General features: G+C 34.8%; 20 protein-coding genes and 1 riboswitch. Of the genes, 6 read left to right on the forward strand and 14 right to left on the reverse strand.

Annotated features, from left to right (window positions below; all coding sequences use genetic code 11):
* The first annotated feature begins 89 nt into the window (after positions 1-89).
* Positions 90-941 (forward strand): C39 family peptidase, encoded by an 852-nt coding sequence (locus NiCM35_RS24215; RefSeq protein ID WP_095332500.1) that lies wholly within the window; start codon positions 90-92, stop codon positions 939-941.
* Here NiCM35_RS24215 and asnB read toward each other — a convergent pair.
* The 5 genes from asnB to ytkD form a co-directional block, all read right to left on the reverse strand.
* Positions 931-2,832: an asparagine synthase (glutamine-hydrolyzing) gene (gene asnB / locus NiCM35_RS24220; RefSeq protein ID WP_095332502.1), complete on the reverse strand. Its 1,902-nt coding sequence runs from the start codon at positions 2,830-2,832 to the stop codon at positions 931-933. The genes NiCM35_RS24215 and asnB overlap by 11 nt on opposite strands.
* Positions 2,833-3,140: 308 nt before the next feature.
* Positions 3,141-4,340 carry a methionine adenosyltransferase gene (gene metK, locus NiCM35_RS24225; RefSeq protein WP_047944533.1) on the reverse strand — a complete coding sequence of 400 codons (1,200 nt, stop codon included), beginning with the start codon at positions 4,338-4,340 and terminating at the stop codon, positions 3,141-3,143.
* 316 nt (positions 4,341-4,656) lie between these two features.
* Positions 4,657-4,816, reverse strand: a riboswitch (SAM riboswitch).
* Between the two features lie 68 nt (positions 4,817-4,884).
* On the reverse strand, positions 4,885-5,127 hold the full coding sequence (locus NiCM35_RS24230) for a DUF2584 domain-containing protein (RefSeq protein WP_095332504.1): 243 nt from the start codon (positions 5,125-5,127) through the stop codon (positions 4,885-4,887).
* 111 nt (positions 5,128-5,238) lie between these two features.
* The gene (locus NiCM35_RS24235; RefSeq protein WP_371471750.1) at positions 5,239-6,030 is read right to left on the reverse strand and encodes an alpha/beta hydrolase family protein; all 792 of its coding nucleotides are present in this window, start codon (positions 6,028-6,030) and stop codon (positions 5,239-5,241) included.
* Between the two features lie 40 nt (positions 6,031-6,070).
* Entirely contained in the window at positions 6,071-6,544 is a 474-nt protein-coding gene (ytkD, locus tag NiCM35_RS24240) for an RNA deprotection pyrophosphohydrolase (protein ID WP_095332508.1), read from the reverse strand.
* A gap of 350 nt (positions 6,545-6,894) precedes the next feature.
* Here ytkD and NiCM35_RS24245 point away from each other — a divergent pair, with 350 nt between their 5' ends.
* Complete coding sequence (locus NiCM35_RS24245; protein ID WP_047944536.1) at positions 6,895-7,152, forward strand: DUF6154 family protein; 258 nt, start codon at positions 6,895-6,897, stop codon at positions 7,150-7,152.
* A 66-nt stretch (positions 7,153-7,218) separates the two neighbouring features.
* Here the strand turns inward: NiCM35_RS24245 and NiCM35_RS24250 are convergent, their stop codons facing one another.
* Positions 7,219-7,989 carry a sulfite exporter TauE/SafE family protein gene (locus NiCM35_RS24250; RefSeq protein ID WP_095332510.1) on the reverse strand — a complete coding sequence of 257 codons (771 nt, stop codon included), beginning with the start codon at positions 7,987-7,989 and terminating at the stop codon, positions 7,219-7,221.
* 335 nt (positions 7,990-8,324) lie between these two features.
* Between NiCM35_RS24250 and cls the strand changes: the two genes are divergently transcribed.
* Positions 8,325-9,779, forward strand: a complete 1,455-nt coding sequence (cls, locus tag NiCM35_RS24255) for a cardiolipin synthase (RefSeq protein ID WP_095332512.1) — start codon at positions 8,325-8,327, stop codon at positions 9,777-9,779.
* 140 nt (positions 9,780-9,919) lie between these two features.
* Here the strand turns inward: cls and NiCM35_RS24260 are convergent, their stop codons facing one another.
* Positions 9,920-10,393, reverse strand: coding sequence for an S-ribosylhomocysteine lyase (locus tag NiCM35_RS24260; protein ID WP_047944539.1), 474 nt, complete (start codon positions 10,391-10,393; stop codon positions 9,920-9,922).
* 174 nt (positions 10,394-10,567) lie between these two features.
* On the opposite strand from NiCM35_RS24260, the gene yidD reads away from it, so the two are divergent.
* Positions 10,568-10,825 (forward strand): membrane protein insertion efficiency factor YidD, encoded by a 258-nt coding sequence (yidD, locus tag NiCM35_RS24265; protein ID WP_204259848.1) that lies wholly within the window; start codon positions 10,568-10,570, stop codon positions 10,823-10,825.
* Here yidD and NiCM35_RS24270 read toward each other — a convergent pair.
* On the reverse strand, positions 10,822-11,379 hold the full coding sequence (locus NiCM35_RS24270; protein WP_047944541.1) for a beta-class carbonic anhydrase: 558 nt from the start codon (positions 11,377-11,379) through the stop codon (positions 10,822-10,824). The two genes, yidD and NiCM35_RS24270, sit on opposite strands and share 4 nt — an antisense overlap.
* A gap of 290 nt (positions 11,380-11,669) precedes the next feature.
* On the opposite strand from NiCM35_RS24270, the gene NiCM35_RS24275 reads away from it, so the two are divergent.
* On the forward strand, positions 11,670-11,834 hold the full coding sequence (locus NiCM35_RS24275) for a DUF1540 domain-containing protein (protein WP_082138439.1): 165 nt from the start codon (positions 11,670-11,672) through the stop codon (positions 11,832-11,834).
* Positions 11,835-11,892: 58 nt separating this feature from the next.
* Here the strand turns inward: NiCM35_RS24275 and NiCM35_RS24280 are convergent, their stop codons facing one another.
* The 6 genes from NiCM35_RS24280 to NiCM35_RS24305 form a co-directional block, all read right to left on the reverse strand.
* Positions 11,893-13,095 carry an NAD(P)/FAD-dependent oxidoreductase gene (locus tag NiCM35_RS24280; protein WP_164464114.1) on the reverse strand — a complete coding sequence of 401 codons (1,203 nt, stop codon included), beginning with the start codon at positions 13,093-13,095 and terminating at the stop codon, positions 11,893-11,895.
* Positions 13,096-13,156: 61 nt separating this feature from the next.
* Positions 13,157-14,632: an o-succinylbenzoate--CoA ligase gene (locus NiCM35_RS24285; RefSeq protein ID WP_123260661.1), complete on the reverse strand. Its 1,476-nt coding sequence runs from the start codon at positions 14,630-14,632 to the stop codon at positions 13,157-13,159.
* Between the two features lie 165 nt (positions 14,633-14,797).
* Positions 14,798-15,616 carry a 1,4-dihydroxy-2-naphthoyl-CoA synthase gene (gene menB, locus NiCM35_RS24290; protein WP_095332522.1) on the reverse strand — a complete coding sequence of 273 codons (819 nt, stop codon included), beginning with the start codon at positions 15,614-15,616 and terminating at the stop codon, positions 14,798-14,800.
* Between the two features lie 38 nt (positions 15,617-15,654).
* A complete protein-coding gene (menH, locus tag NiCM35_RS24295) occupies positions 15,655-16,461 on the reverse strand; it encodes a 2-succinyl-6-hydroxy-2,4-cyclohexadiene-1-carboxylate synthase (RefSeq protein ID WP_095332524.1) in 807 nt (268 codons plus the stop codon).
* A gap of 13 nt (positions 16,462-16,474) precedes the next feature.
* A complete protein-coding gene (gene menD / locus NiCM35_RS24300) occupies positions 16,475-18,220 on the reverse strand; it encodes a 2-succinyl-5-enolpyruvyl-6-hydroxy-3-cyclohexene-1-carboxylic-acid synthase (RefSeq protein ID WP_123260660.1) in 1,746 nt (581 codons plus the stop codon).
* A gap of 1 nt (position 18,221) precedes the next feature.
* A complete protein-coding gene (locus NiCM35_RS24305; protein WP_123260659.1) occupies positions 18,222-19,595 on the reverse strand; it encodes an isochorismate synthase in 1,374 nt (457 codons plus the stop codon).
* Positions 19,596-19,864: 269 nt separating this feature from the next.
* Here NiCM35_RS24305 and NiCM35_RS24310 point away from each other — a divergent pair, with 269 nt between their 5' ends.
* Positions 19,865-20,629: a TraR/DksA C4-type zinc finger protein gene (locus NiCM35_RS24310; protein ID WP_328588013.1), complete on the forward strand. Its 765-nt coding sequence runs from the start codon at positions 19,865-19,867 to the stop codon at positions 20,627-20,629.
* Positions 20,630-20,703: the final 74 nt, after the last annotated feature.

A 20,703-nucleotide genomic window follows, 5' to 3' on the forward strand; every position in this document is an offset into this window, starting at 1 on the left:
GAAACTTTGTGACAATTTATATATTTTCTAAAAGAACTTTTTTTCAAGCCGATATAATTTAATAAAGAAATTGATTAGGTGATAACTAAATGGAATCAAATACAATAATAGTAATTTCATTGATTACTTTATTTTTCTTATTATATTTATTAGTAAGAAATAAACTAAGCATCTTTGTAAAAAGTCTCTATTTATTTACGATATTCGCCATGATTGCAATTAGTTTTCTACTTATAAATAGAGACGGCTATCAAGCAATTGTTTATGCGAAGGAGTTTGCCACACAAAATACTCGAAAAGCCCTCTTATCCATAAAAGAGGAAACAAATTTAATAAAAGAATCTGTATTATTAGATGCTCCTATTATAAACCAGTTACCTGAACTTCCACGAGGCTGTGAGGTAACAAGTCTTGCTATGCTGCTTCAATATGTAGATGTAGATGTCGATAAAATGACGCTAGCAAAACAAATTAAAAAAGATACTACTCCCTATACAAGAGCAAACGGTAAAATCTATTATGGACATCCGAATGATGGATTTATTGGGGATATATACTCATTAAACGGTCCAGGTTTAGGTGTATACCATAAACCAATTGCTGCATTAGCGGAGAAATATTTACCAGACTCTATTGTCGATTTCACCGGATCTGATTTTGAAGAAATAAAAAATCATTTATCGAATAATCGACCAGTATGGGTCATTACAAATTCAACATTCAAAAAGTTACCAGAGAGCCAATTTCGGACATGGAATACACCAAGCGGAACTGTAAAAATAACTTATTCAGAGCATTCGGTTCTTATTACTGGCTATGATGAAACATCTATCTACTTTAATGATCCACTTACAGGAGAAAAAAACAAAAAAGCACCCATAAAGGATTTTGAAGAATCCTGGGTGCAAATGGGAAGTCAAGCAATTACGATTAATTCTTAATTGCTACCTTTCCTTCTTTTAAATATTCCTTTTCGAAGGAATATTTTTTTTCAATATAAATACTGTGCCAAACCATGAACATCAATACTGTCCATATTTTACGGCTATTGTCTGCTTTACCTTGACAATGGTCCTCTAGCAACTGAAGAACAACTGATTTATTTAATAAGTGATCTGTATCACTTTCTTTAATAATGTTTTTCGCCCATTCATTCATTTCATCTTTTAACCAATGACGAATTGGAACAGGGAAACCTAGCTTTTTACGATTTAGTACATGCTCTGGGACAAAGGATTCTGCTGCTTTTCGTAAAATATATTTTGTTGTACCATCCGCTGTTTTTAAGGAAGTAGGAATTTTAGAAGCAACTTTAAAGACCTCTTTATCTAAAAATGGTACGCGTAATTCTAGAGAATGAGCCATCGTCATTTTATCCGCTTTTAATAAAATATCCCCACGCATCCACGTATGAATGTCAATAAACTGCATACGATCCACAGGATCATATCCTCTGCTTTCTTCATATAATGGATTTGTAATATCACGATAATGCAAACCATTGTTATAGACAGAAAGTAGTTTTTCTTTTTCCAACTCAGAGAACATTTTTGCGTTTCCAATATATCTTTCTTCCATCGGTGTAACTCCGCGTTCAATGAAACTTTTTCCTTTCACGCCTTCTGGAAGAATATTTGCTACAGCTCGCAACAATTTTTTTCCGACGTTCGGAATTTTATTAAACACTTCAAGAGATTGTGGTTCCCGATAAATATTATATCCGCCGAATAACTCATCTGCACCTTCTCCAGATAGAACAACTGTTACATGTTTTCTTGCTTCACGTGCTACGAAATATAAGGGTACACAAGCTGGATCCGCTAAAGGATCATCCATATGCCACATAATTCTCGGAATTTCGTTCATATATTCTTGCGGAGAAATAATATAACTAATATTTTCTAATCCTAATTTATCAGCTGTTTCTTTTGCTACATCGATTTCACTGAATCCATTATGTTCAAATCCTACAGAAAATGTTTTAATGTTTGGATGAAATTCCTTAGCAATACTAGCAATAATGGATGAATCAATTCCTCCTGAAAGGAATGATCCAACAGGAACATCACTTCTCATATGCATTTTCACACTATCAAACAGTACATCTTTAATTTCTTTTGTATACTCGTCCTCTTGCTTTACAACAGGTTTAAAGGATGCTCTCCAATAGCGTTTGATTTCCATAGGTTCACCAATTTTTTTGGTAAAATAATGGCCTGGTTCTAGCTTTTTAATTCCCTCTGACATCGTATAAGGCTCAGGAACAAATTGATAGGTTAAATAATGTTGTAGAGAACGATAATCGATAACATCACTTTCTAATGCTAATGATATACTTTTCTTCTCAGAAGCAAAGTATGTTTTCTCTCCGTCATCAAAATAAAAGAATGGTTTAATCCCAAACGGATCGCGTGCTCCGTATAATGTTTCTTCTTGTTTATCCCAAATGATGAAAGAGAACATTCCACGCAATTTCTCAACCGCTTTTTCCTTTTCATGGCTATATAAAGCAATAATTACTTCTGTATCTGAATTTGTTTGGAAGGTCAATCCAGCCTTCACTAACTCTTCTCTTATTTCTAAATAGTTATATACTTCTCCGTTAAAGATTATCCAATAACGTTCATTTTCATATGTTAAAGGCTGATGCCCACTTTCAATATCGATAATACTTAATCGGCGAAAACCGAATTGAATGTGGTTATCATAATAATATCCTTCATCGTCAGGACCTCTATGTGTTATAACACGATTCATTCCTGCAAATAGTTCTTTTTGTTCTTCTTGAAAGTTCTGTGCTTTTTCATGTACACAGCCAACAAAACCACACATATTGCTCTCACCTTCTCCATTTCTTTTCCTACATGCATTGAGACATCTATAACTAACTCATTGTTCTAATAGCAGAACCATAATCAATTTTTTACTATACGCTTAAATAGAATAGATGTTAATAGGTAATAAGTTTCATAAAAACTTCACTTAGTCTTCTATTTTAACATAAATAGTGTAAATATATAAATCAGTTATTAGCATTTCCATCCTTATTTTTTATACATGTAATACAATTGTCATCATTAAGTATTAGACGAAAAAAAAAAGAAAGAAGTTACACTTTCTTGTAACTTCTTTCTCAAGTTTTATGCTTCTACTGCTTTTTTTACTAGCTCTGCTCTATCTGTACGTTCCCATGGCAGATCGATGTCCGTACGGCCAAAATGTCCGTAAGCGGCTGTTTGTCTGTATATTGGTTTGCGAAGATCGAGCATTTTAATAATTCCTGCTGGGCGAAGGTCAAAGTTTTCACGTACTGCTTCTACTAGCTTATCTTCTGAAACAATCCCTGTACCAAATGTATCAACAGAAATAGATACTGGCTGCGCTACACCGATTGCATATGCTAATTGTACTTCTACTTTATCAGCTAATCCTGCAGCGACAATATTCTTTGCTACATAACGTGCTGCATAAGCAGCGGAACGGTCCACTTTTGTTGGATCCTTTCCAGAAAACGCTCCACCGCCATGTCGTGCGTATCCACCATATGTATCAACGATGATTTTACGTCCAGTTAATCCAGCATCTCCTTGTGGTCCGCCGATCACGAAGCGTCCTGTAGGATTAATAAAATACTTCGTGTTTTCATCGATTAATTCAGCTGGTACAACAGGATTGATTACATATTCCTTAATATTGCGTTGAATTTGTTCTAATGTCACTTCTGGATGATGCTGTGTGCTAATTACAATTGTATCAATGCGCACTGGTTTATTATTCTCATCATATTCGACTGTAACTTGTGTTTTACCATCTGGACGTAGATAAGGTAAGATTTCTTCTTTTCTAACCTCAGCTAGTCTTCTTGATAATTTATGTGCTAACGAAATGGGTAAAGGCATAAGTTCCTTTGTTTCATTACATGCAAACCCGAACATTAAGCCTTGATCTCCTGCACCAATTGCTTCTATTTCCTCATCCGTCATCTTACCTTCACGAGCTTCTAGAGCTTGGTCTACCCCTAATGCGATATCAGCGGATTGCTCGTCAATAGAAGTTAATACTGCACTTGTTTCTGCATCAAATCCATACTTTGCACGTGTATACCCTATTTCTTTAATCGTTTCCCGAACAATTTTTGGAATATCCACATATGTAGAAGTAGTTATTTCACCTGCAACGAGTACTAGACCTGTTGTTACAGAAGTTTCAGCAGCAACTCTTGCATTAGCATCTTTAGCCAATATAGCGTCCAAAATAGCATCTGAAATTTGATCACAAATTTTATCTGGGTGACCTTCAGTTACCGATTCAGAAGTAAACAAGCGACGTTTTGTTGACATCTGATTTCCTCCTTATTTTAGAAAAAAGTAGAGTGAGGTTTCTTCCTGCACTCCTTAACCTTATCTTGATACGGTACTCATTCCCTAGATAGTATGAAGTAAAAATGGCGTTTTTATCCGAAGTCAATTCCGTGCATTATTATATGTAAAACTTTAAAAATGTTTAAAAATATAATATATATAACGAAGATTTTTGTTTCTAATAAAAACACACATCTAAAAATATACATTTTTATAAAAGATAAATAATTCATTTTACACAAAAAACCTTTTCATTAGTGAAAAGGCTCCTAGTAAAATCAATTCGCACCTTTCACTCTTATCGTTCAAGGAAAAATTCCTTGCTTCAGGTTAGCACCTTTCCTAAGAGAATGTCTGTCCCATTACATGTAAACATGAATGATTCAGTAATTTTCTTCACATAGTAGGTTGCTGGGTTTCATCGGGCCAGTCCCTCCACCAGCTCAGGATAAGAGAGTATCCGTTCAAGGTAAAATGATAGCTTAATCCATCAATACATGTCAATCATTTTTAACTTTATTAATTAATTTGTTGAATTTAATGAAATCAATTTATAAGTGATCGATGTTTTAGTTTTTTCCCATTGTAATTTTTCAATCGTAGCAATCCCCGATATCTCAGCTGTTTTTGTTCTTCTTACCTCTAACGGAATATTCATTGGATATAAACGATAATCTTCTTTTTCTAACAAAAATAAATTTTCTTCTAATCTTATTTCTTTTCCTTTTGTCACAATCATTGTATTTAATTCTAAAGGCATGCCCATTTTTCATTCCCCTTCTCTATTTTTTTCTCTTTCGTAATATGTTACCGGCAATCAAGGCTCCTTGCATGACCATGAAATCGGAACATCAACTAAGATAATAAAGCTTACTTTTTATTTTACCATCCTTTCCGTTTGTTTTTTCATCCAACTGGTTAAGGAAGTGACCACTTTTCGATTTGTAGCTGGAGGAAAGTAGTGAGTTAACTCTGGAAAATACCAAGAGTCTACTTCTTTTCCCAGTTGTTTTAATCTTTCTTCTAATTTGAGACTATGATTAATCGAAACATTTTTGTCCAGCTTCCCATGAATAATAAGAGTAGGAGCATTTATTTTTTCTAATTGATAAAGCGGAGTTCTTTCTTCATATCTGTCTGGATACTTAGAAGGAGTTCCCCCGATCACTCGTTTCATCATCCTACGTAAATCTTTCCGTTCTTCGTATGTTAAGAACATATCGCTTACACCGCCCCATGTAACAATTGATTTTACAGGGCAGTATATACCTACAAATAGAGCCATTACCCCTCCTCTTGAAAACCCAAATACATGAACATCCTGCACATTCGATAAATTCTTAAGGAGTGTAAATGCTGCTATAGCATCATTTCTATCTTCTCCTGCAAAATCTTCATTTCCATCACCACCCTGATTGCCTCTATAAAAGGGAGCAAACACTACAAAGCCTTCGGAAGCAAATTGAATAATTCTTCCAGGACGGACTTTGCCTACATTTTTTATGCCTCCTCTTAGATAAAGAAAGCCATCATACGTTTTCCCATCATTTGGAGAAGCGAGCATTCCTTTTACTCTTAGACCATCGACATAATAAGTAACTAAAAATAAATCTATGGAAGGATTAGGAGATGGAAATCGAATTTTCTCTATCATATCGCCATTTTGCATACTATTTGCTCCTTTCCTTTTTTCTCCTATATTACCCCTTCTATTTGCTTAATAATTCATTTTCAATATAAGCTATACAAAATTGGATGACCTCATCCTTCATAATAAAACTAAAGGATTCATTCCATCGCTTTGTTATTATATTGCCGGTAATCAAAACAGGTCCATCTGTCTCAAGATAATCCTCTTTGGAGGTTAAGTGACTGATTCTTGCAAAAAATACATCCTTCAAAAAAGGAACCTCCCCAAAAACCTGATAGGTCGCAATCCATTTCATACTTTTTATAATGCCACCTGTTTCCTCCATCACTTCTCTGTGTGCTGCTTGAATTGTAGTTTCGCCCATTTCTCTCTTTCCACCTGGAAACTCCAATCCACGTTCCTTATGTTTTGTTAATAACCATTGATCTTTATACTGGCAGATAACTAATACATGTCTTGATTCTTCATTCCATTCATTTTTTACGAATGAAAGTTTCACTAAATTGTTATTTTGATCATAAAATATTTCCATACCTACTCCATTATTATGTATTATTAATATAAGTAGCTTGCATACTAAAGCAAACAGCTGTCATTAACCTGATTTACTGTCTATTATTATCATAGCAAATACTACCATTGAAACTGGAGTTTTTTCCACTAAAATAGGGTATATTTTTTATAGAAGACAGTTTTCTTAATGATATTTATTTTTCAGGATGAATTTTCACGTAATGTAATTAGAAAGGCTTATGAATTTTTGTATCATTCTTTAACATAATGTTCACATAATAACTAGTAATAATAGGATGTTATCATATATAATACGGTTAAATAAAACGGTTACATTTAAAACTGGCTGAAAACTAGGAGGAAACAATAATGAAAATTGTAGATGAACTATATAACTTATATAAAAATAAATTAACTGGTGATGAAGAAGATATCGATATGCTTGCCTTTGCTTTTTTAGAGGAAATGAGTAGAGAAGATTTATTACATATCATCCAAGAATTAAATGAACAAGAATTATATGATTTAATGGGTCTTTATTTAATTGAAAGTTTAAAGGGTAAATTCGCAAGTGAAGATTATCGAAAACCGAATAACCCAATCTTTACCCATCGAAATCTCCATTAATTTTCTATAAAAAGGCTGTTTGACATCCCAAACACAAAAGTTTAGGATAGCAAACAGCCTTTTTTATTATGGATTTGTTATATAATCAAATATGTTTTTCCCAATCAAAGTAGCTGAGACCAAGACAAATAATATTTTTACATATTTAGACCCTTTTGCAATAGCTACTTTAGAGCCAATGTATGCTCCAAAAATCATAGCAATCCCCATCACTATTCCATATAAATAATACACAGAATCATAACATAAAAAAACAATAAGTGCTGTAAGATTACTTCCAAAGTTAAGAACTTTAGCATTTCCCGCAGATTCGACAAAATCAAATCCCATCAGGAGAAAGGAAAATAAAAAGAACGAACCAGTTCCTCCTCCTAAAAAACCATCATAGAATCCTATTAATGGTACAATAAATAGAGCAAACAAGAGTTTCTTTTTCGTCATCCCGTTATATGTAGAATGTAATCCCCATTCTTTTTTCGTAAGAGTATAAATGGTCACCATAATTAAAACAGCAAGAATCAGCGGCTTTAGTGATTCTGATGGGATTTTTTGTACTACATAAACTCCAATTGCAGAACCAATAATGGAAAGAGGTAAGAGTTTTGATAGTAACTTTTTATCTGTTTTTCCATTCCTTATAAAAGAGAGCGAGCTTGTTAATGAGCCCATAGTGGAAGCAAGTTTATTTGTTCCTAACGCAATCTGTGGCGGAAGTCCTGTGAATAATAGTGCAGGCAATGAGATTAGTCCACCGCCGCCAACTACGGAATCAATAAATGCTGCAATAAATCCAGCACCAATTAAAAAGAGTAGCATACCAAGATGTAATTCTTCCATAAAAGCTCCTTACTTTAATTCGTTTTCCATTCCAACATAAAGCATAAATCTTTGGTGAAATTTAAATCAGCAGTCTTGAGGTAAAAATAATATATCTTGCACAAACAACTTTGTTAATTATTTATTAAGTAAATACTTCTTGTTTTATCTTTACATTATCACATTAAAGAAAAAAGGGAATTTCTTCTTATTTAAAATAAATACAAAATAGTACAAAGTTTTACCCTTTTACCCTATAATTATACAGGATATTAGTTTTAGAGCAGTCATATACACATTCTATCTTATTTTATCGCACATATTATTGCTTTTTTTGTGAGAAAGGACAAAATTCGATGCACATCTATTCAATTGTTTTAAGTGTAATTATTATACTTAATATCATTTTTGCTTTTCTTGTTATCTTCTTCGAAAGAAAAGACCCTATTGCAACATGGGCATGGCTAATGGTGCTGACCTTTATCCCTATTCTTGGGTTTATCTTATATTTACTTTTCGGACAAAATCTAAGAAATAGAAAACTATTTCAATGGGATGGACGAAAAAAACTTGGCATAGAGCCAATATTAGCTTCTCAACTGTTGCAAATAAGTTCAAATCAATTGCGGACAACAAATGAAGTCATTAGAAAAAACCAAGATCTTATTTATATGAATTTATTTAATAATGATGCCGTACTTACGGAGAATAATGCTGTTCAGATATTTACAGATGGTCATAAAAAATTCGATCAATTATTTGAAGATATCAGAAATGCTAAAAAATCTATTCATTTACAATACTATATTCTGAAGAATGATGGGATCGGCTCAGATCTTATTAGCTTACTTGTTGAAAAGGCAAAAGAAGGAGTAGAAGTACGCTTATTATATGATGAGCTAGGCTCAAGAACGTTACGTAAAAAAGTTTTTAAAGAGCTGCGGGCAGCTGGTGGTTTTGTTGAGGTTTTTTTCCCAAGTAAATTTCATCTCATCAATTTACGACTAAATTATCGCAATCATAGAAAGTTAGGAATTATTGACGGGAAAATCGGCTATATCGGCGGCTTTAATGTTGGCGATGAATACTTAGGACTCCACCCGAAATTTGGATATTGGAGAGATACCCACTTACGGATTGTTGGTACAGCTGTCTATGCCATTCAAACACGATTTATTCTTGATTGGAATCAAGCTTCTCATCTCCACGAAATTCAATATTCTCCTGAATATTTTCCTGGTAAGATCGAAGAAATTATTGGTAATATCGGCATGCAAATCGTTTCAAGCGGACCTGATTCAGAGTGGGAACAAATTAAAAATGGTTATATAAAAATGATCACATCGGCAAAAGAAAGTGTTTATATCCAAACACCTTATTTTATTCCTGATGCCAGTTTGCTGGATACCTTGAGAATTGCAGCTCTTTCAGGGATAGACGTTAAAATTATGATTCCTAATAAACCGGATCATATGTTTGTTTATTGGGCCACTTATTCTTATATTGGAGAAATGTTAAAAGCAGGGGCAAAGATTTATATATATGAAAATGGATTCATCCATGCAAAAACTATTTTAGTCGATCGGAAAATCGCTTCAGTCGGAACGGCTAATATCGATATGAGAAGCTTTCGACTTAACTTTGAAGTAAATGCCTTTATTTATAGTGAACAGATTGCTAATGAACTAACAGAGGATTTCTTAAAGGACATGGACTTATCCACAAATTTAACTGCCGACCAATATTCAAAAAGGTCCTTATGGATTCGTTTCAAAGAATCATTTTCAAGGCTTCTTAGTCCACTTTTATAGAGCTTAAAATTTGGTTATGATGTTTTAAAGATAAATTTATTTTATGAATAAAAAACCCAAACAATATACGGAATTTTTCATTAACGTTTCCGTACAATTGTTTGGGTTTCTATTTGGTTGGAATATTTATTTCTTTATTATTAAGCAAAAACCTGTTTTAATTCTTCTTTATCTTTGCTTAACCAGAAATTCATCAGCTTTTTTGCACCTTCTAAATCATGAAGTTTTGCTTGACCGCATTGTGTTTCATTAGCTGCTGGAATTTCAGTAATTTCAATTGCTGTTTTCATCGTTGCCTCTAATAAATCGATAATTTCTTCAACGGTTGGTTCCCCACTTACAACTAAATAGTAGCCAGTCTGGCAGCCCATTGGTGAAATATCAATAATATCAAAATGATTGTACTTCTCTACATGTGCGCGTAAATTAAAGGCAAGTAGATGCTCTAACGTATGAATAACATCTGGCTTCATTGCCTGCTTATTTGGCTGGCAGAAACGAATATCGTATTTATTAACTACTCCATCACTACCAACTTTGTGTACACCACAATGTCTTACATATGGGGCTTTTACGGCAGTATGATCTAATTCAAAACTTTCAACTGAAGGCATAAAGTCATCTCCCTTTCTTCTTCTATCTCTATTATATCTAAAAAACCGAGTAATTTCATCAACTTAATATATATAATATTTTCCCAGTGGGAATTTTGTGTTAGATAGTGACTACTTTTACTCCTCTCTCCACCCATGTTATACTACATGCAAAGAAGGAGAGGACATAGCATAATGAAACACATCTTTTTATTTATTATCCAATTTTACCGCAAAGTAATTTCTCCTATAAAGCCGCCAACTTGCCGTTTTTATCCAACTTGCTCTAGTTATGGCTTAGAAGCGATTCAAAGATTTGGCGCTTTTAAAGGAGGATACTTAACCATTAAACGAATTCTTAAATGTCATCCCTTTCATCCAGGTGGTCTGGATCCAGTACCAGAAGATTGGCACTGTAGAAATCATCATCATTCATCAAAAGAAAAACATTAATAACCGTCTATTACCAAGTCTAATTTTCCAGTCTTTGGATCAATCACTAACCCATGAACTGGAACACCACTTGGCAATAGCGGATGCCTTTTAATCATTTCTACACTATGGGTAACACTATCTGATACAGAATCAAAACCTGTTAACCATTTTTCTAGATTAATACCAGAATGTTGTAAAGTTGCAAATGTTTCGTCTGAAATGCCTCTTTCTTTCATTTTTTCCACCATGCTATCTGAATGCAAAGCACTCATTCCACAGTCATGATGACCTATTACCATTACTTCATCAGCTTGCAGCTCATACACTGCAACCAAAATACTTCGCATAATACTTCCAAATGGATGCACAACTACAGCACCTGCATTTTTTATAATTTTCACATCTCCGTTAGAAAGATTCAATGCTTGTGGCAAAAGTTCTAACAATCTTGTATCCATACAAGTTAGAATCACCATTTTTTTATTGGGAAATTTACCTGTAATAAATTTTTCATATTTTTGTTCCCTTACAAATTCCTCATTATAGACTAACATATCTTGTAATAGGCTCATTTTTGCACTCCTTAAAAAATTCAATTCATAAAATACAAATAATTTCTGTTTTAAAGAAAGAGTCTCCTTATTAATAGTAATGAAAATTTGCATAATATACAAATTTGAAATACATGATACTTTCCAACATTGGTACTTCTTTTCATTCGCCCTGTGTATGTAATTCCTCCAACCTTCTAATACTAAGGTACAATGGGACTGTTATCAGTTTCATTGCATCCTATGTGCAAATCGAAGACATCTTCTAAAAAGACTTTTGATAAATAACTTAAGAAAAGGAGTGGTATTCTATGGCAAAAGACGTTCTTTGTGAAGTAAGGAATTGTACTTTTTGGGAAAAAGGAAACCGTTGCGGAGCCGACCAAATTTATGTTGTAAGTAATGTGGGAAAACATGCGGATACGAGTTATGAAACAGATTGTAAAACATTTGAACCTGAAAATAGCTTAAGCTAAAATTTATGGAAATGAAAAAGGAATCCCACTCAAAACTACTAGGGATTCCCTTCCTTTTTTATCTATCCAATTGTACCAAATCAGCATCAGGGTGCTTCCCCTTTATTATTAAATCCTTTAGTATGTTCGAACCGAAAGCACTGTAAACAGTACCATTTCCTCCAAATCCTAAACAATAATATAAATTCTTATGTTGCGGATGTTCACCAATAAAAGGAATTCCATCTTTTGATTCCCCAAATGTTGCGCCATATACATAGTCAGCTTTTAGTTGCAAATGGGGAAAATGCTCTTTAATACGAACTAATAATCTATCCGCATATAGTTGCAAAATCTGTTCATCTCTTGGCGCTTCCCTTGCTTCTTCGTCTAAACCACCCGCTATTATCCTTCCATTCGGAGTTGTTCGCATATAGAAATACGGACGCTTTGTTTCCCAAATTAAACATCGATCCTCCCAATGTGGAAAAGAGGAGACCGGATTCGTTACGATTGCAAACGTTCTATTTATTTTTGTAGGTATGTCTATTGCAAAGTTATCCAAATCGTACCCAGTTGCATACACGACATGCTTGGCCTGTATACTTGAATCGCCGTTGTTAAACAACCAGCAGCCATCTTTATTCTGAGGCTTTGAAACTTCTGTGTTTTCAAAAACTTGAACATTGCTCTTTTGTGCAGCCTCTTTTATTAAGGAAATTACAAACCTTTCTGGGTTCACTTCTGCGTCCCCACTTGTTTTTATTGCAGCATGTTTATTAAATCCATATACTTTATAAATCATATCCTTTTCTAAAAATTCTACTGGGAATTTATACTTTTGAAGCATCTCATATTCTTTTCTTAGAGAAAGTACGTCAGCATCTGTACTTGCGTAATATAAGCTTTGTCTATTTACAAATTGGACATCTTCGTGTAAGGAACTTGCGATACTTTTCAATTCCTCCATCCCATTAAAACATAATTTGTAAAATCGAACTGCGTCTTCTTCCCCAATACTTTCTGCAAAGGAATGCAGCATTTTATCATTAGAATACTGCAATAGCCCTGTGTTGGCAGCAGAGCTTCCATTGCCAACACTACCTTTATCCACAAGAATCACCTGAAGCGATTCCTTTGCAAGCATATAGGTTAATAAGGCCCCTGACATTCCAGCTCCTATTATAAGCACATCACAAGTAACATGATTATTCAACTTTGGATAAACGGGTCTTTCCTGAACCGTTGTTGGCCAATATAATGATCCATGATATAAGCTCATACGTACACTTCTTTCATTGAATTTTTTCACTAGTAGGCACAACATCATGAACTAGCTAAAATTACAAAGAAAAGTCCGATTTTTCCTCTATCCATTTTCTTAATTCTCTTCTGACTATTTTTCCTGAGGCATTGCGTGGGACTTCTGATATAAAAAATACTCTTTTGGGGATTTTATATTTTGCTAGAACATTTGTACATTGTTCGATAATTGTATTCTCTTGTATTCTTTCATCTGTTACGATAAACGCAATCGGTACTTGCCCCCATTTTTCATCTGGAACTCCAATCACTGCCGCTTCTTTTATCCCGTTCATTTCAGTCAGTACAGCTTCGACTTCTGCTGGATAAACATTTTCACCACCCGAAATAATTAAGTCAGACCGTCTATCTAACACATAGAGAAATCCTTCAGAATCTATATACCCTATATCTCCTGTAAAAAACCAGCCATCTTGTAAATGATTCTCTTTATTTAAATAGCCTTTTGATACATTTGGTCCACACACTTTAATTTCGCCTATCTCATTTGATCCTAAACAATGTCCTGCTTGATTAACAATTTGTAATTGGGCGGGAAACAGTGGCTTTCCGGCTGAACCTATTTTTCTAATACTGTCCTCTGGCGAGAGGGTGACAATTTGTGAGGCAGTTTCCGTCATTCCATATGAATAATAAACAGAAATCCCTTTATTCATACATCGAGTCAGCAGTTCTACTGAGGCTGGTCCCCCACCTAAAAGCATATACCGGAAATAGGGTGGAAACTTATCATGAGCTGCCTTTTCAATTCGCTCTAGCATCGTGGTGACAACCGATATAATCGTTACTTTTTCTTTCCATAAATCCTCTAATACCCTCTTTACATCAAAGGAATCATGTAAAACGACTTTCATCCCATAAATGATACTTCTCATTAAAATCGAATATCCGCTGATATGAAATAATGGGACTGTACATAACCAGGTATCCTTTTCATATAGGCCTGCATTCAACGTATTTCCCACGGCACTCCACCAGTGATTACCGTAAGATTGAATAACTCCCTTGGGAAGTCCGGTTGTTCCTGATGTATACATTATCGTACAAGTGTCCTCTAATGACACTTGATCCTTTTCTATTGGCTCTATGTAGGTACTTTCTGTTATATTTTCTTTATAAAATACAGTCAATTCTTTCTCTTCTTCAAGCACAGCTACCTTCTCTTTAAACGCTTCTTCTGAGATTAAATAGGAAACTTTCGCATCGTTTATTTGATAAGCCATTTCTTTCGCTGTTAAGCGATTATTAAGAAGGACTGCCTTTGCTCCAATAATTTGCATAGCAAATAAGTGCAGTACAGTTTCTAAATCACTTTTAACAAGAAACCCCACATAATCTGTGTCCTTTACTCCAATGGCCGACCAAATCCCTGCACGGTAATAAGCCTTTTCATATAATTCTTTAAATGTTAGTCTTTCTTCTTTAAATACAATTGCCTCTCTATCTGGTGTTAAATGCGCTCTATTTTTAATAAAATTCGGAAGTATTTCTGTCATAATTTATTATCCCTCTTTTCTATACAAACAAAGGTGACACTATTATTAGCATGTCCATTAAAACACCATTGCTAAAAACGAGTGTCACCCTTGTATCTATTAATTAATATGAATGAATTGCGATTCCATCTCTTGGATAGCTAACTTTTCATTCATCCTTTTCCATTAAGGAAAACGCGGGAATTGTCCAAAATCAGGTTTGCGTTTTTCCTTAAAGGAATCTCTACCTTCTTTTGCTTCATCTGTTGTATAGTAAAGCAAAGTTGCATCACCAGCAAATTGCTGTATACCAGCTAAACCATCTGTATCTGCATTAAAGGCAGCTTTTAGGAAACGAAGAGCAGTTGGACTTTTCTCTAAAATCTCCTCACACCATTTAATCGTCTCTTCTTCTACCTTTTCTAACGGTACTACCGTATTTACTAATCCCATATCTAGTGCTTCTTGGGCATTATATTGACGGCATAAGAACCAAATTTCCCTAGCTTTTTTATGGCCAACGATTCTTGCTAAATAACCAGAACCGTAACCAGCATCAAAGCTACCTACCTTTGGACCAGTTTGTCCAAAAATAGCATTATCTGCAGCAATCGTTAAATCACAGACAATATGCAGCACATGTCCTCCACCAATGGCATATCCTTTTACCATCGCAATGACAGGCTTAGGAATAACTCTGATTAAACGTTGTAAATCAAGGACATTTAGGCGGGGAATTTGATCTTCTCCTACATATCCACCATGACCTCTAACTTTTTGATCTCCACCAGAACAGAATGCTTTATCGCCTGCACCAGTTAAAATGATAACTCCTACATTACTGTCATCTCTTGCCATTGCAAACGCATCAATTAATTCACTAACGGTTCTTGGCGTGAATGCATTATGTACATGAGGTCTATTAATTGTAATCTTGGCAATACCATTATATGTTTCATAAATGATTTCTTCATATTGTCTGCCAGCTACCCATTCCACTGTCATTCTTTTTCCTCCTTATTAATAGGGCTGAACATCTATGTTCAGCTCCTTAAAAACTCCAATACTATTGTACCAAAAATTTCTGGTTTCTCCACATGAATTGCATGACCAGCATCATTTATAGTTAAATGCTTTATTTTTTTATTACAGTCAACCATTTCTTCAGCGATTTGACAAAACTTTTGATCAAGTTCTCCTGTAATTAACAATGTTTCTATTGATAAGCGAGAAAGAGAGGACCAATACGAATTTTGTGCACCTGTCCCCATCCCTCTTAAACTATTTGCCAATCCAACTGGGTTATTAGCCAGCCGTTGCTTCCTTATTGCTTGCTTTGCATCTTCACTCAGTATCTTTTGGCTTTTAAACAATGGGATTTCCTCCCATTTGTTCACGAAGTTTATTATTCCTTGTTCAAGGATAGAGTCTCCCAATTTCTCATCTTGTATTCGTCTTTGTTTTCTCTCTATATCCGTTCTCAAGCCGGGAGAGGAACTTTCCAAAATAAGTTTTTTCACTGTCTCAGGATAATTCATACAGTATGCTAACGCTAACCTACCACCCATCGAATAACCTAATAAATGAACAGTAGCCAATTGAAGATGATCAATGAGCGCTTTTAAATGAGTGACACTTTCTTGCATAGTATACTTTTCTATTTCTTCCGGCGAATCTGTCTTTCCATGACCGATAATATCGACCGTAATAACCGTATACTTCTTCTTCCATAAAGGAATAAATGGAATCCAAGTACCACTATCCCCAGTAAAACCATGTAATAATAAAAGAGGTTCTCCTTCTCCTTCAACCGTTACATGATAGCTTATATCCTTTAGTTTGATAAACATAGGCTTCACCTTTTTAATCTAATTGATCTAACACCTTTAGAATCCGATTCGTCATTTGCCGATGTTCTAATAGATTATTTTCCCGATTGGTTTGTATTTCCCATACTCGTAAGCCTTTCGTGAAATCACTATCTTGGAATAATGTTTGTAAATTGTCCCAGCTGTTAACAAGCTTATATTGTCCCTTGTACATTTCCACTGCATGCTTAAAGTCAATATTTAGAGGCGTTCCAAATAATAATTCAAAATGTCTCGGCAGTTCTACTTGAGGAAGAAATGAAAAGATTCCGCCCCCATTATTATTTATTAATATGACAGTGATTGGAAGCTGATATAGCTCAGAAAGAATTAAACCATTTAAATCATGGAAAAAGGTTAAATCCCCTACAATTAAAAAGAGCGGCTGCTTAATAACCCCTACTCCGAGAGCAGTAGATATCGTCCCATCAATGCCATTTGCTCCTCTATTTGCAATAATAGTTACCTTTTTATTTTGTTTATGAAAAAAAGTATCCAAATCGCGAATGGGCATACTATTACCTACAAATAAAACGGCATCATTCGGAATCATTTCACCCAAGCAATGAAAAAGCTTCGCTTCACTCATTTCTTGAATTTCTGCTGTTTTTGTTAATTCCTTTTTGGTTATCTCATTGATTTCTATCCATTTATTTAAATAGTGATTTATTGAGCAAGGAGAAACAAACGATGTAAGCTTCTCACAAAAATAACCTTCTTCACAATAAACCATTTCTGTTGTCAGCTGATTAGGATCACGGTAGCCGCTTCCCCCGTCTATTACAATCTGTTTTGCTCTTTCATTTTCTCGTAAGAAAATAGTTAATGGTTTAGAAATCGGCATACTGCCAAACCGAATAACAATATCCGGTTTTAATAGTGATTTAATCCTTTCATTTCGCAAAAACGTATCATATGTGTCGATGACAACTTCCATGTCCGCACTCTTACTTCGTAGTTGGGAAAGTGGATCAGCTATAATCGGAAAACCTGTTTTTTCTGCCAATTGCAGTATTTTCAAAGAAAAGTTCTCTTTATCCATCTCTCCGCAGATGATAATTCCCTTTCTTTCCCCTTTAGCTTCCAAACTTGCTGCTAAATCATGAAAATAGGAATCATCAATCGTAAACTCCCCAGTTTTAATCTGAATAGACCTTGATTCTTGATCCTCTCGACGATAGTGTTCTAAATTATCTAAATCAGGGATTAATGGCTCTCTCAATGGAATATTCACATGCACTGGACCGCTAGGATGCTGTTTTGCCATCGCCACCGCTCTAGCCCCCACCGTTTTAGCATATCTTATCATACCTGAACTATTATCAGGTGTAGACATTTCCATAAACCATTTAACATGCTTTCCATAAAGATCTAATTGATCAATCGCCTGCGGTGCTCCCACATCTCGAAGTTCATGGGGCCGATCTGCCGTCAGTACGATTAATGGTATGCGAGAAATCTTCGCCTCTACAATTGCCGGAAAATAGTTTGCAGCGGCAGTACCAGATGTACATACTAATACAGTTGGTTTTTTAGACGCCTTCGCTATTCCTAAAGCAAAAAAGGCAGCTGATCTTTCATCAATATGAACATGAAGCTTTATATCCTCTTCTTCTGCAAGCAATAAACTGATGGGGGTTGATCTTGATCCTGGACTGATAACAGCATGTTCAACCCCGTTTTTTACCAACTCGGATATTAGCGCATCCAAATAGGCAGTTAACTGTTGCTGATGACTCATTTTATTTTCCTCCTAACGCAGTTAGCATTGGCTTAAATTTAATTGCAGTTTCTATATACTCAGATTCTGGATCAGAGTCAGCAACAATACCGCATCCTGCAATAATTGTTGCAACATTGCCATCTATTAAGCCAGAACGGATGCTTACTGCAAATTCTCCATTGCCCTGGTAATCAAGCCAACCGATAGGAGCACCATACATCCCTCTATCTAATCCTTCTACCTCTCTAATAACCTTTAAGGCTTCCTCTCGAGGAAATCCACCAAGAGCTGGAGTTGGATGCAATAAGCGTATGAAGGAAATTAGGGATTCTGTTTCTTTTACCTTCCCGCTAACTGGAGTATAAAGATGTTGAATATCTCTCATCTTCAAGATTTGTGGGTTTAATGGCATTTCTACCGTACTACAGACTTCCTCCATAGCATTCTTTATCATTTTAACAACATAATTATGTTCTTCTCTATTTTTGGAATCCGAAAGCAAGGCTTGCGCAAGCGCATCGTCTTCTTCTTTGTTTTTTCCTCTCGCAATTGACCCGGCCAGACAGGTAGAAAAAACAGTTGGACCTTCTTTTTTTACCAATCTTTCTGGAGATGCTCCGATGAAACATTTATTCTTTGCTTCCAAGGCAAATATATAACCATTGCTTTGTTGTTGTATTAAATTTTTTAGCACAAACTCTGTCTCGACGTCATTAGAAAAATGCACTTGACTAGCACGTGCTAACACTACTTTTTTTAAATCTTCATTTAACTCATTTATTACTTTATTAACTTTATTCTTCCATGTTTCTTGATCGATCTCAGTAATCATTTCAATTAAAGGTAAAGAAGGAGGAGATGCTTCTGCTCTTCGATACACAATAGAATGCTTTTTTAACTCCGCTTTTGCATGATCCTGTTTATCTGATGGAATCATTATATTTGTAGTAATAAATTGACTTCCATTTATTTCACTTAACATAAATTGAGGTACGTAAAAATGGGCTTCCCCGAAGCCATCCCAGACATGCGTTTTCTCTTTTAATGGATCAAAGGAGAAACCACCTAAAAGGACTGGTCCGATCCCTATTTCATTGTATTTGTTAAATACTATTGCATCATCTAACAGCTGCCTCCATTTTTTTTCTACAAATGAATAAGAGTTTTCCCCTAATGAATACTCAATCCCTTCACAAATGCCTATTCCTACAAGCATGTTTTTTTCAGAAGGATCCTTCCAAAAAAAACGTTTTCCTTTATAGGAGCTGTAATTGGAAAAGAACTCTAGAATATCTATTTTCTTTTCTAGCTTCTTCACTTCACTAACTAAGATAGTTGGAGAATCACTTTCCTTTATTATTGTTTGTACCATTATTCCTTTGCTATCATTCATCCCTTTGTAAATCCCCCTAAAACTAATCAAGAATATAAGCCTTGATTATATTGGTTCAAAGATATACGCCACTTATTATTTTAGCATATTTTACGATACACCTGTCTTTAATATTATGTCAATCATAGTGAATTCTTAATGCACTTTTCAACTATTTATTTTTCTTAAGAAAAGGCTGCACAAATGGAAAACTAGGTTTGATAACCATAAAACAGGGAAATTTATGAACAGGTTGTCTATATATACTAATAGTAAGAAAAGATAAGGATGTGTTTACCTTGTTATCAACAGAGCAAATAAATCATTTAAAAAAAGAATTAGAAGACAGAAAAGCAACTTTACTAGATAGAACAAACGGATACGCAAGTGAAGAAAATGCCTTGGAATCAGTTGGAGAATTATCCAGTTATGATAACCATCCAGCAGATCTAGGAACAGAATTATATGAAAGAGAAAAAGATTCTGCCTTAGAACAACATGACCAATCTGAATTACAAAAAATTAATAGCGCCTTAAAGGCAATAGAAGACGGTTCTTATGGAATTTGTAAGGTTTCAGGTAAAGAAATTCCTTACGAAAGATTAGAAGCAATTCCGACAGCTCTTACGCTAAAAGAATATAGTGATGAACAAACTATTCCAAATGATCGACCTATAGAGGAAGATATTCTAGAATTAGCTCATGGCAATGAATTTCGTCATTATGATACTGGCGATGTTAGAGACTACGATGATAGTTTTCAAGAGGTAGCTCGCTATGGAACTTCGGAAACGCCCTCAGATTTACGAGGTGATTTCGAAGATTATGACAGTCTCTACGATAGAGAGAACGACGATGATACTTTCCCGGAAGATTATGAAAACTTTACAGCTACAAATATTGATGGAACAGAAAGAGCAGTATATCCATCTAAAGATCAAGAAAAATATGAACAAGCATTAGATGAGGAAGGAATTGAAGCTCCCTTTGGTGATGTTCCATACCATAAATCAGATGGATATATAGAGGAGGATACAGAAGACGAGGAGGAATAAGAGACTTTTAGATAAAACTAAAGGTTCAATAAGTGAAGGTGAATATTTTTGGTTTAATTTTCGTTGGGAACTTT

Source organism: Niallia sp. M35, from assembly GCF_050971705.1.
GTDB classification, from domain to species: Bacteria; Bacillota; Bacilli; order Bacillales; family Cytobacillaceae; genus Niallia; species Niallia circulans_A.

Coding starts and splice junctions, on each gene's coding strand:
- NiCM35_RS24215 (WP_095332500.1), top strand. CDS start 90: ATGGAATCAAATACAATAATAGTAATTTCATTGATTACTTTATTTTTC.
- asnB (WP_095332502.1), bottom strand. CDS start 2,832: ATGTGTGGTTTTGTTGGCTGTGTACATGAAAAAGCACAGAACTTTCAA.
- metK (WP_047944533.1), bottom strand. CDS start 4,340: ATGTCAACAAAACGTCGCTTGTTTACTTCTGAATCGGTAACTGAAGGT.
- NiCM35_RS24230 (WP_095332504.1), bottom strand. CDS start 5,127: ATGGGCATGCCTTTAGAATTAAATACAATGATTGTGACAAAAGGAAAA.
- NiCM35_RS24235 (WP_371471750.1), bottom strand. CDS start 6,030: ATGCAAAATGGCGATATGATAGAGAAAATTCGATTTCCATCTCCTAAT.
- ytkD (WP_095332508.1), bottom strand. CDS start 6,544: ATGGAAATATTTTATGATCAAAATAACAATTTAGTGAAACTTTCATTC.
- NiCM35_RS24245 (WP_047944536.1), top strand. CDS start 6,895: ATGAAAATTGTAGATGAACTATATAACTTATATAAAAATAAATTAACT.
- NiCM35_RS24250 (WP_095332510.1), bottom strand. CDS start 7,989: ATGGAAGAATTACATCTTGGTATGCTACTCTTTTTAATTGGTGCTGGA.
- cls (WP_095332512.1), top strand. CDS start 8,325: ATGCACATCTATTCAATTGTTTTAAGTGTAATTATTATACTTAATATC.
- NiCM35_RS24260 (WP_047944539.1), bottom strand. CDS start 10,393: ATGCCTTCAGTTGAAAGTTTTGAATTAGATCATACTGCCGTAAAAGCC.
- yidD (WP_204259848.1), top strand. CDS start 10,568: ATGAAACACATCTTTTTATTTATTATCCAATTTTACCGCAAAGTAATT.
- NiCM35_RS24270 (WP_047944541.1), bottom strand. CDS start 11,379: ATGAGCCTATTACAAGATATGTTAGTCTATAATGAGGAATTTGTAAGG.
- NiCM35_RS24275 (WP_082138439.1), top strand. CDS start 11,670: ATGGCAAAAGACGTTCTTTGTGAAGTAAGGAATTGTACTTTTTGGGAA.
- NiCM35_RS24280 (WP_164464114.1), bottom strand. CDS start 13,095: ATGAGCTTATATCATGGATCATTATATTGGCCAACAACGGTTCAGGAA.
- NiCM35_RS24285 (WP_123260661.1), bottom strand. CDS start 14,632: ATGACAGAAATACTTCCGAATTTTATTAAAAATAGAGCGCATTTAACA.
- menB (WP_095332522.1), bottom strand. CDS start 15,616: ATGACAGTGGAATGGGTAGCTGGCAGACAATATGAAGAAATCATTTAT.
- menH (WP_095332524.1), bottom strand. CDS start 16,461: ATGTTTATCAAACTAAAGGATATAAGCTATCATGTAACGGTTGAAGGA.
- menD (WP_123260660.1), bottom strand. CDS start 18,220: ATGAGTCATCAGCAACAGTTAACTGCCTATTTGGATGCGCTAATATCC.
- NiCM35_RS24305 (WP_123260659.1), bottom strand. CDS start 19,595: ATGAATGATAGCAAAGGAATAATGGTACAAACAATAATAAAGGAAAGT.